At 64.4% G+C, this 15229-nt stretch carries 13 protein-coding genes; 3 read left to right on the forward strand and 10 right to left on the reverse strand.

What is annotated here, in order from left to right; genetic code table 11:
• Positions 1–29: 29 nt before the first annotated feature.
• The 3 genes from CJU94_RS28315 (at position 30) to CJU94_RS28325 (ending at position 4210) form a co-directional block, all read left to right on the forward strand.
• Positions 30–491, forward strand: a complete 462-nt coding sequence (locus CJU94_RS28315) for a GNAT family N-acetyltransferase (protein ID WP_095421915.1) — start codon at positions 30–32, stop codon at positions 489–491.
• Between the two features lie 296 nt (positions 492–787).
• The gene (locus tag CJU94_RS28320; RefSeq protein ID WP_095421916.1) at positions 788–2497 is read left to right on the forward strand and encodes an Hsp70 family protein; all 1710 of its coding nucleotides are present in this window, start codon (positions 788–790) and stop codon (positions 2495–2497) included.
• A 6-nt stretch (positions 2498–2503) separates the two neighbouring features.
• Positions 2504–4210, forward strand: coding sequence for a J domain-containing protein (locus CJU94_RS28325; protein WP_095421917.1), 1707 nt, complete (start codon positions 2504–2506; stop codon positions 4208–4210).
• A 167-nt stretch (positions 4211–4377) separates the two neighbouring features.
• Here the strand turns inward: CJU94_RS28325 and CJU94_RS28330 are convergent, their stop codons facing one another.
• The 10 genes from CJU94_RS28330 to CJU94_RS28375 are packed head-to-tail and all read right to left on the reverse strand — an operon-like array spanning position 4378 to position 15222.
• The gene (locus CJU94_RS28330) at positions 4378–5781 is read right to left on the reverse strand and encodes an MFS transporter (protein WP_095421918.1); all 1404 of its coding nucleotides are present in this window, start codon (positions 5779–5781) and stop codon (positions 4378–4380) included.
• Positions 5782–5809: 28 nt separating this feature from the next.
• Positions 5810–7075: an NAD(P)/FAD-dependent oxidoreductase gene (locus tag CJU94_RS28335; protein WP_095421919.1), complete on the reverse strand. Its 1266-nt coding sequence runs from the start codon at positions 7073–7075 to the stop codon at positions 5810–5812.
• Positions 7068–8033 carry a VOC family protein gene (locus CJU94_RS28340; RefSeq protein WP_095421920.1) on the reverse strand — a complete coding sequence of 322 codons (966 nt, stop codon included), beginning with the start codon at positions 8031–8033 and terminating at the stop codon, positions 7068–7070. The genes CJU94_RS28335 and CJU94_RS28340 overlap by 8 nt, the downstream gene beginning before the upstream one ends.
• Positions 8034–8050: 17 nt before the next feature.
• Entirely contained in the window at positions 8051–9541 is a 1491-nt protein-coding gene (locus tag CJU94_RS28345) for an aldehyde dehydrogenase (RefSeq protein ID WP_095421921.1), read from the reverse strand.
• Between the two features lie 40 nt (positions 9542–9581).
• Positions 9582–10412: an aspartate dehydrogenase gene (locus CJU94_RS28350; protein ID WP_095421922.1), complete on the reverse strand. Its 831-nt coding sequence runs from the start codon at positions 10410–10412 to the stop codon at positions 9582–9584.
• On the reverse strand, positions 10405–12063 hold the full coding sequence (locus tag CJU94_RS28355) for a thiamine pyrophosphate-binding protein (protein ID WP_095421923.1): 1659 nt from the start codon (positions 12061–12063) through the stop codon (positions 10405–10407). The genes CJU94_RS28350 and CJU94_RS28355 overlap by 8 nt, the downstream gene beginning before the upstream one ends.
• Positions 12056–12865 (reverse strand): SDR family oxidoreductase, encoded by an 810-nt coding sequence (locus CJU94_RS28360; protein ID WP_095421924.1) that lies wholly within the window; start codon positions 12863–12865, stop codon positions 12056–12058. Before CJU94_RS28360 ends, CJU94_RS28355 begins: the two co-directional genes overlap by 8 nt.
• Positions 12865–13749 carry an IclR family transcriptional regulator gene (locus tag CJU94_RS28365; protein WP_095421925.1) on the reverse strand — a complete coding sequence of 295 codons (885 nt, stop codon included), beginning with the start codon at positions 13747–13749 and terminating at the stop codon, positions 12865–12867. Before CJU94_RS28365 ends, CJU94_RS28360 begins: the two co-directional genes overlap by 1 nt.
• The gene (locus tag CJU94_RS28370) at positions 13750–14649 is read right to left on the reverse strand and encodes an alpha/beta fold hydrolase (RefSeq protein WP_095421926.1); all 900 of its coding nucleotides are present in this window, start codon (positions 14647–14649) and stop codon (positions 13750–13752) included.
• A 45-nt stretch (positions 14650–14694) separates the two neighbouring features.
• Positions 14695–15222, reverse strand: coding sequence for a cupin domain-containing protein (locus CJU94_RS28375; protein WP_095421927.1), 528 nt, complete (start codon positions 15220–15222; stop codon positions 14695–14697).
• Positions 15223–15229 lie beyond the last annotated feature (7 nt).

The following is a 15229-nucleotide window of genomic DNA, read 5'->3' on the forward strand; positions in this document are numbered from 1 at the left end:
GAGAGTCTTCACTTCACGAGGAATCAAACATGTCCGGCTCGATTCAAGTCCGCCCCGTCGCACCCGCCGATTTCGACGCATGGTTGCCGCTATGGGATGCCTATAACGCGTTCTATGGCCGCTCGGGCGAGACCGCCTTGCCGCGCGAGATCACGAAGACCACGTGGGGGCGTTTCTTCGACGGCTATGAGCCGATGCACGCCATGGTCGCCGAACGCAACGGCCAGTTGCTCGGTCTCGTGCATTTCCTGTATCACCGTCACACCACGATGGCGGGACCGATCTGCTATCTGCAAGACCTCTATACGCTCGATACCGAGCGCGGCAAAGGTGTCGGCCGCGCGTTGATCGAGGCGGTCTATGCGCGCGCCAAAGCCGATGGTGCGCAACGCGTCTACTGGCAGACGCATGAAACCAACCTGACGGCAATGAAGCTGTACGACAAGGTCGCGGACCGCTCGGGGTTCGTGGTCTATCGCAAAGCGTTGTGATGTCGATATCGATGTCGCCCGGCGCGCTCGCCTGACGCGCGTCCAACTCGACTCCGTGTGCCGTGCGTCCCGCACGCGCGGCTCCCCGCATTCGCATGCCCGGCCGATCATCCGGCCGTCATGCGCCACGCATTGCCCGATCCGATTCTCCCCGCCCCGTTGCCCACGCCGCTCAAGTTTGTGGGCGGTCTGCCGTTATCGCCATTGGACGGAGCTGCACCCGGCTTCACGCGGTTCATCAGCGAAAACTTGGGCGATCTCCTCATGGAGGGCCGCAAACGAATCGGAAACTGTACATGCCTTCGATCATCGGCATCGATCTCGGAACCACGCATAGTCTCGCGGCAATCTGGCGCGACAACCACGCTGTCCTCATCCCGAACGCGCTAGGCGAGACCCTCACGCCCTCATGCGTTTCCGTCGACGACGACGGCTCGATTCTCGTCGGCCGCCCCGCGCACGATCGCTTGCACACGCACCCCGAGCGTACCGCCGCGAACTTCAAGCGCTATATGGGTACGACCCGCGCGGCGCTGCTCGGCGCGCGAAGGCTGCGTCCCGAAGAACTGTCTTCGCTGGTGCTCAAGTCGTTGAAGGCCGATGCCGAAGCGTTTCTCGGCGAAGCGGTCAGCGACGCCGTGATCGCTGTGCCCGCTTATTTCAGCGACGCCCAACGCAAAGCCACGCGCATCGCCGGGGAACTGGCCGGTCTCAATGTGCTGCGCCTCGTCAACGAGCCGACTGCGGCCTCGCTCGCCTATGGCGTGCATCAACGCGATAGCGAGCGCAAGTTTCTGATCTTCGATCTCGGCGGCGGCACGTTCGACGTGTCCGTGCTCGACTTCTTCGAAGGCGTGATGGAAGTGCGCGCGAGTACCGGTGACAATTTCCTCGGCGGCGAAGACTTCACCGAAGCATTGGTCGAGTTGTTCTGCCAGCGCAACGGCCTCGAGGTCAGGTCGCTCGCGCCGGTTGCAGCACAGCGTTTACATCAGCAGGCCGAACGTGCGAAACGTCAGCTCATGCACAACGGTGTTGAAAGCGTCACGCTCCAACTCTCGACCGGCGACGACGAATACGCGCTCGAACTCGATGCGGCCGCCGCGGAACGCGCCTGCGAGCCTTTGCTGCAGCGGTTGCGCCAGCCGGTGGAACGCGCATTGCGCGATTCGAAAATCGCCGTTGCCGCGCTCGACGAGATCATCCTTGTCGGCGGCGCTTCCCGCATGCCGATGGTCCGCAAGCTGGTCTCGAAGATGTTCGGCCGCCTGCCCACCGGACATTTGAACCCGGACGAGGTGGTCGCGCTCGGCGCGGCGGTGCAGGCGGGTCTGGTCGGCCGCGATGCCGGGCTCGACGAAATGGTGCTGACCGATGTCGCGCCATATAGCCTCGGCATCGATACCGCCATGCAGGTCGGCGCGAGTCAGTTCGTGCCGGGTCACTTTCTGCCGATCATCGAGCGCAATACGATCGTGCCGGTGAGCCGCATGCAGCGCATTTTCACCGTGCGCGACCATCAGCAGAAACTCAGCATCAAGGTGTTTCAAGGCGAGGCGCGCTTGACCGCGGACAACGTCCCGCTCGGAGAATTCACGCTCGAAGTGCCGCCCAAACCAGCGGGCGAAGCAGGCGCGGATGTGCGCTTCACTTACGACATCAACGGCGTGCTCGAAGTGGAAGCCACCGCGTTTCCGGACGGCAAGAAACGCGCGATGGTGATCGAAGAAAACCCCGGCGTGATGACGCCGGAAGAAATCCGCGAGCGCCTCGCCGCGTTGAGCGCGTTGAAGATTCACCCGCGCGATCAGCTCGAGAACCGGACCGTGTTGACGCGCGCCGACCGTGTGTACGAAGAAACGCTGGGCGACCATCGGCAATATCTGGCTGCGCATATCGCTCGCTTCCAGGCGCTGATCGAGCATCAGAATGTCGACGACATCGCGCAGGCGCGCGTCGAACTGACCGCGCTGCTGGATCGCTTCGACGTGCATGTGACTTATTGACCGGCCATGAATACGCCCTCGAACAATCACTGGCCTTGGGACGTGCTCGGCATCGAGTCGAATTCCGACGAGCGTGCGGTGCGTCGTGCGTATGCGCGGCTGCTGAAGCAACAACGTCCGGATGAAGATGCCGAGGCGTTTCAGCGTTTGCGTTACGCGTATGAGTCCGCGTTGCAGATGGCGAGCGGCGCGCCTGCGAACGGATTCGCCGCGGCGCCGGACCAGCCGAATGGGGACGGCGCCAAGGCTGCGGAGTTGATCGAATCCACGCCGGACCCTGCGACAGCGCCCGCGATGCGGCCGGTCACGGCCAACGCGGCCGAAGTCGAGGTCGCTCACGAACCCGACGCTTTCGACACCGCTGTCCAGCTCTGGCAAAACTTCGTCGCGCGCGCGGACGACCTCGAGTCGCGACGTTCCTTGCAGGATCTGTTTGCCGCGGTCGTCAACATTCCGACGCGCGACGAACTCGAATGGCAGGCGCTGTGTCATTGTCTGAACGAGGACACGCCGGCCGCGCTGCGCATGAACCTGAGCGCGGTTCTCGGCTGGCGGGACAATGCGGCGCATCTGCGGCGGCGCAATGCAGCCATTGCGGCGCTCGCGTTGGACCGCGTGTTTGCCGACGAGGACTATGACGCACTGCGCCTGCGATTTGCACACGCCATGGCCTTGCTCGAAGGGCCGATGCCTCGAATGACCGTCGCCGCCAGGGCGCTGCTTCGGGCTGGCGCGCGCGCCGAGATGGAGCAGTTGTTGATCGCGCTCGGCCGTTACCATCCGAATGTCGTGCGGCTGCGGCTCGATGCCGAGAAGGCCGATTTCTGGGGACGCTGCCTCAAGTTCCGCATCGGCGTGGGCCGCCTGTTTGGGCCGGCGCTCGCGTTGAATGGGTGGTGCGGCTTGCTGTTTGCCGACGCTTCGCTGAATCCCAATCGTGGCCGATGGTTCGATGAGTGGTCGCCTGCTCAACTGGGCATTCTTCTGGGGACGCTCATGCTCGCTCTGGTGGCGATCGCTGCCACCACCGTGGTGCTGTCCGAGCCACACCAGCAGAAGCTGCGAGCGCTGCGCGCGATCGGCTGGCTGCGCTATGGGTGGGTTCCTATGTGGCTCGGTGCGACCGCCATTGCGCTCTGCGACAACGGCAGCGGAAGCTCGACATCGATCGCGACGGCTATGCTCGGGGCCTGCACGATTTGGGCTGCACTGGTCCACGGGTGGCCGCCTAGCAAGGAGCTCGCGATACTTGCGGCTGTCAGTGCGACGGCGTTGGGCTTTGCCGGCCACTGGATCGCTACGGACTCGCATGCGTGGTTGATGCCTTATGCGCATGGTGTGTTGTTCGCGTTCTTCATTTCGTTTTCGCAATCGGAATGGCGCGAGTGGGTCGCGCGTCGGCCGCGGGTGTATTGGGCTTGCGCGCCGCTGTGGTTCGCCGGGTTCGCAGCGTTGATCGTGTTGCTGGTGCAGCGCGAAGCGCGTGCGACGCAGTTTGCGTGGGCGTTGTTTGCGGTGATGTCGGCAGCGGGCGGCGTGCTGGCGACGACGCGTTGGAACGATCTGCGCGGCGCTATACCGGCGTTTTTTCGCGGGTATGCCAACCTCGCGTGGATGGCGTTGGCGATTTATAAACCGGATATCGTCGCGTGCGTGTGTGCGGGGTTGATGAGTGTGTGGGTGATTGAGGGGGGCAGGCGGCGAGGGGGCTAGGCCGATAGTCGATCGATCTTCAATTGAATTGGGGCCTATCCGGGACCTCCCCCAAAAAAACGAAAAGGCGCACCACCCAGTGCGCCCCTCGTCTTCCTGCTATTGCGGTACGACAACATCAACCGCCCACCAAACTCATTAACGCCGCCAAGCCAATACGGCCAACCTCAAGCCTCGAGTTGCTCCAACACCTTGCCCTTGGTTTCGATACCGAGAAAATGCACCGCCACCGCGGCGAGAAACGGCACGGCCGCGAGGATATAGAACGCCACCTGTAAATTCCCGCCGATCATCGTCTTGGACACGATAGCGGGAGCAAAAATCGCCGCCACCTTCAACCACGCGCCACCGACGCCGCAACCCATCGCACGGATACTGGTCGGATACAGTTCAGGCGTATACACGTAGGCCGTGATAAAGCCGCACGCGAGAAACCCCAGCGAGAACGCGCAGAACGTCGCCACCACGTACACCGACGAGTCGTGAAAAACACCCGCCAGCAGCAACGAGATAGCACAGGCCACGAATGAGAGGTTGATGATCGGCTTACGCCCCACCTTGTCGACCAGCAACGCGCAAGTCAACGAACCCACCACGCCGAGCACCGAAGCCGCCACCGCCAGATTCAGCGCGAGTTGCAGCGGCGCGTGATAGACCGTGCGATAGATCGTCGGCAGCCAGGTCGAGAGACCGTATTGAATGAAGCCGCAGGTGATCCACAGCATCGCCACCGCCAGTGTGCGCTTCAGGTAAGCGGGCCCGAACAGGTCGCTCATGCGGCGCTTCGGGTGGCGATTCGCCATCGCTTCGAATTCGGCCGAGTGAGCCACCGGCGGGAGCGGACCTTTGACCGCGCGTTCGAACGCGTGCACCGCGGTGTCCGCATCGGCCATCCGTTCACGCTCGGCGAGCCAGCGCGGCGATTCCGGAACGAGCTTGCGCAGCACGAAGAACAGGATCAACGGCATGCCGCCGATGAAGTACATGGCTTGCCAGCCGAAACGCGGCACGATCCACGCGCCCAACGCATTCGAGGCGAGCAGCCCGACCGGGAAAACGATTTCATACAGCAGCACAAAACGGCCACGGCCATGCGCACGGCTGATCTCGTTGATGTATGTCGCGGCCACTGGCAGTTCGCCGCCGAGCCCGAGCCCCTGAATCACGCGCAACACCACGAATGCCGCGAACGTCGGCGCAAAACCGCACGCAATACTGGTGATGCCGATAATCCCCGAACTCAACGCGATTGCCTTCACACGTCCGCTGCGCTCTGCATACCACGGAAAGACAAAAGCGCCGATCAGTTGACCGACCGAACCGGAGCCGATCAGAAAGCCGATTTCCCAAGGCGTCAGATGCCACTTCGCGATCAGGATCGGCAGCGTGGCCGCGATCGCGATCACGTCGAAGCCGTCGAAGAAGGTCGCGAGACCGATCAGAATGCGCGCGCGCACCTGCATCGCGTTCTTGGGCAGGCGCTCGAGACGCGCGATGATCGAGCCCCGGGTCACAGGGCCTGAGACACCGGCGCTGCTGCGGTCCCCCATGGTGTTGTCGATGGTTCTCATGCCGTTGTGCCGTCCGTCGTAGGTGTGGTTAGGCAAGCGCCGTTGAGGCGTCGGTCAGGGTGGCAAGGTCGATGGTCCGGCCTTGGTTCATCCATTTGCGCGACAGTTTGAGTTCGCGCGGTGTATTGATGGCGATCACGCCGCGAATCGCGCTGTCTTCCAGGTGGAACAGCGTGGCGCGTTTGCTCCGCAGGTCGCCGCGCACGGCGAGTTGTGCATTGCCCGGAATGTCGCCGAGAATCTGCAGATTCACGTCGTACTGATCGGACCAGAACCACGGAATGTCCGCGTAGGGTTCGAAGGTGCCGAGCAGCGCTTTGGCGACGGCAATCGCCTGGTTCTGCGCATTGGCCCAAGATTCGAGCCGCACGCGGCGCTTGAGCCACGCGCTCGGATGATTGGCGACGTCGCCGCACGCGAAAATGCGCGGATCGTCGGTGGCGCCGAAATGATCGACCACGATGCCGTCTTCCACTTTCACGCCCGCGGCTTCGGCCAACGCCGTGTGAGGTGTCAGACCGATGCCCGCCACCGCGAAATCGGCGTCGAGCGTCGAGCCGTCCGCGAACGTGGCGCGCATCCGGTTGGCGTCGTGCGGATGGTCGTCGAGCCGCACGAGCGTGGCGTTCAGGCGTACGTCCACTCCATTCGCGCGATGCAGGTCGAGCAGGAAGTCGGACACCATCGGCGGCAACGAACGTGCGCACAGACGCGGTGCGCCTTCCACCACCGTGGCGGCGACGCCGAGCTTGCGCGCGGTGGCCGCGACTTCAAGCCCAATCCAGCCGCCGCCCACTACCAGCACACGCTTGCCGGCACGCAGCCGTTCGCCGAGCGCGACGGCTTCGTCGAGCGTACGCAGGTAGGCGATGTGCGAGGTCTTCACGAGCGAATCCGGCAAACGGCGCGCCGCGCCGCCGGTGGCGATCACCAGACGGTCGTACTGCACTTCGCGGCCCGACTGCGCGCGCACGATGCGCTGTTCGCGATCGATCGAAGTCGCGCAATCCGGCTGCCACGCCTCGACGTTGAGCGCGTCGAAATCGTCGGGCTTCACGAGCCGCACGGTGTCGATATCCGCTTCGCCCGCCAGCACCGCTTTCGACAACGGCGGGCGTTCGTACGGCAGATGCACTTCGTCGGCGATCATCACGAGGCGGCCGTCGAAGCCTTCCTTGCGCAAGGTCTTCACGACCCAGCCGGCCGCCTGGCCGCCGCCGATCACGACGATCGTGCGTGGTGCCTCCAGTCCGGCATGGGCGGCTTGCGCCTTTGCAGCAGCAGCGTCAGTCATTTTTCCGCTCCGTCATGAACTTGCCCTCGGGCGCCTTCGCGTTTTTCTGGCGCCGCGTATTGCCGTCGATGCCGCCGTCGATCGCCCATTCGGCGAACACTGTCGGACCCGGTTCGAAGTCGCGCGGCTGCCAGTTGGGCGTGAGCTGGTCTTCGTCGGCGTAGTACTCGATCAGGCCACCGGCCGGATTCTGGAAGTACCAGAAGTAAGCCGACGACACCGGATGCCGACCCGGCCCAAGTTGCGTATCCCAGCCACAGCGGCTGATATGCATGCCGCCGCCGAACACTTCGTGAATATCGCGCACGGTGAACGCGACGTGATTCAGGCCGCGCTTACCGTTGGGCAAGGCCAGCAGGAAAATGTCGTGATGGCCGCCGTGCGGCGCGCAGCGCATGAACGCGCCACGGCCCGGATAACGGTCCGACATTTCGAAGCCGAGCAGTTCCTGATAGAACTTTTCCTGTTCGGCGAGCCGGTTCGTGAAGAACACCACGTGGCCCACTTCGACCGGTTCGGCACGCTCGTAAATGGGCGACGGTTGATCGACGCGCAGCGTCTGTCCCCACACATTCGATGGCGAACCGTGCACGTCGAGCACCCGCTTGCGGGTCACTTCAACGCGAATCGCCATGCCGTTCGGGTCGATGCAGCCGACGGCGTCGTCCGTTTCGAAATGACCCGGCTGGCCTGCAAAGCGGCCGCGCAGTTCGTCGAGTTCAGCCTGCGTCGCCACGCCCCAGGTCACTTCGCGCAGCGTCGGGCCTTCTTCGAACGCCGGCGGCAGCGACGGATCGTTCGCATCCACGACGAGAACCGTGCAGCCGTTCAGCGTTTCAAAGCGCGCCTGGGTTTCGTCGTGTGCGACTTCCTTTAGGCCCCAGTCCGCGAAAAAGCGGCGGCAGGTGGCGAGATCCGTCACGCCGTAGATAATCTGTTCAATGCCGAGAATCGTCATAACGTGCCTCTTGCGTATTAGTTCGCCCACGCCAGCGGCGCGTCGTTCAAGCCCCAGTAGAGGCTCTTCTGTTGCATGTATTCGCGGATGCCGAGCCGGCCCTTCTCGCGTCCCATGCCGCTCTCTTTCCAGCCGCTGAACGGCGTCGAGATCGAGAACAGCTTGTAGGTGTTGATCCAGATGGTGCCGGCTTCGAGTGCGCGGGCAATCCGGTAGGCGCGCTTGTAGTCACGCGTCCAGATGCCGGCGGCAAGGCCGAATACGCTGTTGTTCGCGTCGTTCAGCAGCGAGGCTTCGTCGTCGAACGGCATGGCCACCAGCACCGGGCCGAAGATTTCTTCCTGGCAGATGCGGGCGTTGTTGGTCAGGCCTTCCAGAATGGTCGGCTGGAAGTAGGTGCCGGCTTCGCGGCCGTCGCCGACCGGACGCTCGCCGCCGCACAGCAGGCGGCCGCCCTCTTCCAGACCGAGCGCGACGTAACGCTCGACGGTTTCGCGATGCGCCGCCGTAATCAGCGGACCCATCTGCGTGTCGGCACGCGACGGGTCGCCGACGCGCAACCTGCGCGCGCCCTCCGCGAGACGCTTCATGAACGCGTCGTAAATCGAGCGCTGCACGAACAGGCGTGATCCCGCAATGCACGCTTCGCCCGACGAGCTGAAAATGCCGTACAGCACGCCGTTGACCGCGTGATCGAGATCGGCGTCGTCGAAGACGATGGTCGGCGACTTGCCGCCCAGTTCGAGCGAGACCGGCATCAACTTGTCCGCGGCGATGCGCGCGATGCCGCGGCCCACTTCAGTGCCGCCCGTGAACGACACCTTCCTCACCAGCGGATGACGCACCAGCACGTCGCCGATTACCGAGCCCTTGCCCGGCAACACGCTGATCACGCCCTTCGGCACACCCGCCTCTTCGCAGATGCGCGCCAACGCCAGCGAGATCAAGGGCGTCACTTCAGCCGGCTTCAGCACCACCGCGTTGCCGCCTGCGAGTGCCGGCGCAAGCTTCTGCGCGTCCGAGGCAATCGGCGAGTTCCACGGCGTAATCGCCGCGATCACGCCGATGGGCTCGTAGATGCTCATGGTCAGGTAGTCGCCGCGCGAAGGCGTGACTTCTTCGTCGAGCGTTTCGAGGCAGGCCGCGAAATAACGGAAGGTATTCGCGGCGCTCGCCACGAGCACGCGCGTTTCGCCGATCGGCTTGCCGTTGTCTCGACGTTGCAGTTGTGCGAGCGCTTCATGGCGCGCCATGATCAGATCGGCGATGCGGTACAGAATCAGCGCGCGTTGATGCGGCTTCAAACCCGACCAGTCCGCGCGGCGCCATGCGATATCCGCGGCTTCCACGGCGTCGCGGGCGTCGTCGGCGTTGGCCGTCGAGATTTCCATGTTGACCGACTGATCCGCCGGATACAGGCTTTTATACGGGTTGCCACGCCCTTGCCGCCATTCGCCGCCGATGAAAATATCGCCGTTGGGCACGAGGCTGGTATCGAAGTGAGTCATGTCGGTCATTCCGGTTTGCTTCAGCTATTCAACTGATGGCTTAAATCACACAGCGTGCCGCGCGATTGCGCAGCGCACGCATCGCGCTGTAGGCGGTCAGCGCGGACGTCTTGGGGTTGTCCGGCAACGGCTTGCCGCACATTTCCAGCGACATCTCACCGAATGCGCCGCGCGCCACGATGCGATGCACGTTGCGCGTCACGTTCGGGTCGGCGATCAGTCGAACCGTGGTGTAGTCCAGACCGAGGCCGGCCAGCGCGATCGTCGCGGCCACGTTGGCGTTCTTCGGATAGAGGCGCGCCGCTTCGCGCGCGCTGCCTTCGAAGATCACCTTCTCTTCGTTCAGCGTATTCAGATCGCAGACCTGTTCCGCCGGCGTACCGAGCCAACCCGTGGGCGGCTTGCGGCCGGTGTACAGCACTTCGTCGAGACCGCCGAGCTTGGCCGCGGCCAGCGCATCCACGCCGCCGATCGCGCCGGAGAGCAGCGTCAGCGTGGCGTCGCCTTCTTCGGCGGCGGCGGACAGCGCGTCGAGCAGCATCATGTCGGAGAGCGCGCCGATCGACGCAACCGCGCAATCCGTGCCGGCTTTCAGCAAAGGCACCACGTGATCGACCAGCGCGCTATGTCCCGCGCATTCCAGCGCGAAATGCGGCTGGCTGCTCAAGGCGGACACGGAGGTCACGACATCCACGGAGTCGCCTACTACTTCACGCACCGAAGCCATATGGCGCTCCGGCACGATCACGTGCGACACGCGCACCGTCGGATCGGCGGCGACCGAGCGGTACACGGCCTGACCGATCGCGCCGAAGCCGATCATCGCGACGTCGACGGGTGCGTGATGCCCCGCGTAGCCAGCGTCACGCATGTTCCGGCTCCTGTTCCTTGACCGGCGGCCCCGCGAACGCGGTGGCGAACGAGCCGACCGACAGCATGTCCACTTCGACCAGCACCGGCCCGGTTTTCGCCATGCCTTCGCGAATGATCGTGTCGGCCTGGTCGAGCGATGTGATGCGGTAGTGCGTGAGCTTGAGGCTCTCGCAGAACTGCGCGAAATCCGGCTGATGCAGATCGACGTAGCAGCGGCGGCCGCCGTATTGCGCGTCCTGAATGTTGCGAATCACGCCGTAGCACTGGTCGTTCATCAGCACGATCATCACGTTGGCGTTTTCCTGCACCGCGGTCGCCAGCTCGCCGACGTTGACCATCAAGCCACCATCGCCGACGAGGCACACGGTCTTCGCCGCGCTGCCCGCGAGCGCCGCGCCGATACCCATCTGCATACCCTGGCCGATGCCGCCTCCGAGCGCGTGAACACCGGCACGCGGCGAGAAGATCTTCAGCATGCGGTTGCCCCACGTGCTGTTCGAGATCGTCACGTCGCGCACCCAGTTGTAGTCGCGGCCCACGGCTTGTTGCAGCGCGTCGACCAGACGCTTGTACGGGCCGAGCCCCTTGCCCACGTCGGCGATCGCGCTTTCGCGCGCGGCAGCCAGGTCTTGGGCGAATGCCGGATCGACCTCGATGCGTCCTTCGAGCAGCGTCGCGAGTTCGTCGAGTACGGCCGATGCATCGCCGTGAATGAACATCTCGTTGCGATAGCCGCGGTTGTCGGCGAGCGCGTCGGCGTCGATGCGATACAGCGGTTGCGGCAGCGCGAGCTTGTACTTCAGCGTTTCGTTGCCCCGCAGACGCGAACCGGCCACCACCAGGGCATCACACGTCTTGTAGAAGCGCTCGACCGACGCATGCACGTTGAACGCGCCGAGCGTCGCCGGATGATCTTCCGGCAGCACGCCACGGCCTTGCACGCTGGTCACCACGCCGAAGCCCAGCTTCACCAGACGCTCGACCGCCCGGGTCGCATGACGCGTGCCGCCGCCCAGCCACAACAGCGGGCGCTTCGCCGTGGCGAGCGATTCGGCGAGTTGCGCGACACGTTGCTTGCAATGCGTGAGCGTGGTGATGTGCGGCGCGGCCAGATCGGCGGGCCATTCGACTTCGGCGGCCTGAATGTCGATCGGAATCTCGACGCTCACCGGGCCGCTCGGCGCGGTTTGCGCGACGCGCACGGCTTCGCGGATGGTCGGCAGCGCGGTCTCGACGGAGCGCACGCGGAACGCGGCCTTCGAGATCGACGACAGCATCGACAGCTGGTCCGGTGCTTCGTGGATATAGGCGAGGTCCTGATCGAGGTATTCGGTTTCGATCTGGCCGGTGACATGCAAGAGCGCGGTGCCCGCGGTCAATGCTTCGACCATCGCGCCCGCTGCATTGCCCGCCGCGGTGCCCGTACTGGTGAATGCGACGCCGAGACCGCCGGAGACGCGTGCGAGGCCGTCGGCCATGTTCACCGCGCCGGCTTCGCCGCGCGCGCCGACGTAGCGGATCTTGCCGCGGTTGTGAATCGCGTCGAGGATCGGCATGTTGTGGATCGAGATCACGCCGAATGCGGTTTGAACGCCGCATTGCTCGAGAAAGGCGGCGATCAGTTCGCCAACGGTGGTTTTGTTAGACATGTCGTGCAACGCCTCCAGAAACATCGATATGACTGCCCGTCGTGTAGGACGACAGCGTCGTAGCCAGATAAAAGAGCGCTTGAGCGGCTTCTTCGGGGCGACCGAAGCGGCCTAGCGGAATGTTTTTCTTGCGCGCCAGTTCCGCCGTCCAGTCTTCCCAGCTCTGGCCCGGCTGTGCTTCTTTCGCGTAACGGCGGCGCCATTGACCCGATTCGACGATGCCGATCAGGATCGAATTGACGCGGATGCGCTGCGGTGCGAGTTCCACCGCAAGCGACTTGAGCAGGTTCTGCACGCCGGCGCGCGCCGACGAGGTCGCCACCATGTGCGGCTCGGGTTGCAGCGCCAGCAGCGAGTTCACGCAGACAATCGCGGCGTTGTCGCCCGACGCGGCGGCATCGCGCAGCATCGGCAGGAACGCGCGGGTCGGGCGAATCACGCTGAAGTACTTCAGGTCGAGTTCTTCGCGCCAGGCGTCGTCGGTGGTGTCGGCGAACGTCGACACGCGGCCCTGGCCCGCGTTGTTCACCAGCATGTCGGTGCGGCCGAAGCGCATTTGCACAGCATCGGCGAAAGCTTTTACGTCGTCGGCATTCAGCACGTCGCAGCGGCGCGCGAGCAATCGCGCATCGGGACACTTCGCGCTCAGCGCGGCTTCCGCTTGCGCGAGACGTTCGGTGTCGCGGCCGCAGATCGCGACCGAGGCGCCCGCCCGCAAAAACAGTTCGGCGGTCGCAAGGCCGATGCCGGACGAACCGCCCGTCACCACCGCTACCTGCCCGGTTAAGTCGATCTGGATCATCAGAGCCCCAATGCCTTCATGTATTTGCTGCCCGCATTCGGCCCACTGTCTGGCCGATAGTTGAGCCGTTGCGAAAGTTCGTCGGCCGCGCGGCGGACCTTGTCGATCAGGCCGCTGTCGAGCAGCGACGCGTCGATCTCGTGGCGCGGAATCGTCGTCGTGATGACGGCGACGATGCGCCCCGTGTCATTGCGCACCGGCGCGCTCACCACCGAAATGCCACGCTCGAACGACGACTCGCTGATCGCGAAACCGCGCTGCGCGTCGTCGCGAACCCGTTCGTACAGGTCGTCCACGGTAACGGGCGTCTGTTTCGTAAAGCGCTCGAGTTCCGGCTCGGGATAGAGCTTCTTCAACTCGTCGAGCGTCATATCGCCCATCAGCACCTGGCCGTGCGTCGTCGCATAAGCCGGCAGACGCGTACCCACGTTGACCTTCACCGAACTGAAAATCGGCGTGTGGCTTTGGGCCTTGGCGACGAACACGACATCGCGTCCGTCGCGAATCACGATGTGGGTGGTGAGACCCGTTTCCGTGCGCAGCGCCTCGATGATCGGCAAGCCGAGGTCGGTCAGTTCGAGCGAGCTCAGGTACTCGAAACCGAGCCGCAACACCGCGACGCCGAGGCGATAGTTACGGTCCTTGTCGGCCCGCTCGAGAAAGCCGAGCGATTCGAGCGTTTGCAGCAGACGAAACACCGTCGTGCGAGGAATCTTCAGGCGCTTCGATAATTCAGGTGCGCCGAGAACCGGCTCGCGTGGCGAGAACTCCGTGAGTATCTTCAAACCGCGTTCGAGACCCGGCACCCGGTAGGCGGTGTCGCCGGTGGTGTCGTTGCGGTCTTCGTCCGCGTCGCGCTCGGCGTTAATGGTGTCGGGCGTCATTCATTGGCTCCGTTGTCCGTCGCTCGTGCGGCAGAACGTGGCGATGATCGCGGTATGCGCGGCAGGTGCTTCGATATAGCCGGCGTGCCCCGCGCGAGGCACGACCTGCAACTTGGTGCGGGCGGCCAGCGCGATGCGCTCGCAGGCTTCTGGCGTCGTAATGGCGTCGTCCGCGCCCACGGCCACGTTGATGCGGCCCTGGTGGCGCGCGAGGTCGCCAGCGAGATCGGCGTTGGCGAGCAGATGCGTGGCCTGCGCGTAGCCGTGCGGGATCACGCGCGACATGTTCCAGCGCACCCATGCGCGTGCTTCGTCGCTTGCGTGAGCGGACAACATGTTGATACTGCGTTGTTCGGCGAGCCCTTGCGGGCCGAGCTCGTTCAGCATCGCAAGACGCTGGTCGCGCTTCGTGTTGCGGACATCGGCGGGCGCCGCGCCGTAACCGCCGGCCGGCGACAACAGCAGCAAGCCGGCCACACGCTGCGGATGCGTCACGGCAAACGCGCCGGCGATAATCGCGCCGAGCGAATGGCCGAGCAGCACACAGCGTTCAATGCCGAGGGCGTCGAGCCATTCGTTCAGCACGCGCGCGTAATCCGCCGCGGTGGGCGATTCGGCCGCGACCGGCGTGGATGCGCCGTAACCCGGCGCGTCCCACGCCAGCACGCGGCGCGTCGCGCCTAGTGTTTCGAACTGCTGCACCCACGACGCCGCGCCCGAACCGATACCGTGCAGCAGCACGAGCGGCAGCGCGCTGCTGTCGGCGCTATCCGCTTCGCGGTAGCTCACCGCGCGTTGCGACGCCAGCCAGATCTGCTGCGCCGGGAAGCGCGCGAGGCGGGCTTCGAGCGGAGCGTGCTGGTCGGCGCTATCAGCGATCGGTGACGGGACTGCGGACATGGTTTCCTTCGCGGGTGGGTTGAAACTGCGGTAGCGTGTGAGGGCTTAGCGCTTGAGCCCGGCCAGCGGCGAATCCGGCGGATAGGTCGGCGTAATGGGCTTCGGCGAACCGAGCATCACGCACATCAACGCGTCTTCTTCACCAATGTTGATTTCCGTGCGATACACGCCCGGCGGCACCGAGATCAGGTCGCGCTCGCCGAGCACGGCTTCCCACGTTTGGCCGTCCTTCTCGCAGATCACTTTCATCTTGCCGCGCAGCACGAAGAAAATTTCTTCGACATCCATATGAATATGGCTCGGGCCGATGTTGCCGGCCGGAATCACCATCGTCGAAAACGTGAAGCCGCCCGCGGGCACCGTGTTCATGTCTTTCGCGACGCCCGTACCGCCCGTGCCGACATAGCGCATCTGTGCGCGGCGATACTTCGGGTCGTAGTCGGCCTGGAACTTCAGCGCGTCCCAGTCGTAGCGACGCGTTTCCAGGCGCGCGACGCGGCCGTCCAGCCATTGGGCAAAAGTCGCGTCCGCGGGTTGTTCCCACGATTTGCGTTCGATATCGGCGTCCGCCATCTCTTTC

It is taken from the genome of Paraburkholderia aromaticivorans, from assembly GCF_002278075.1.
Lineage (GTDB): Bacteria > Pseudomonadota > Gammaproteobacteria > Burkholderiales > Burkholderiaceae > Paraburkholderia > Paraburkholderia aromaticivorans.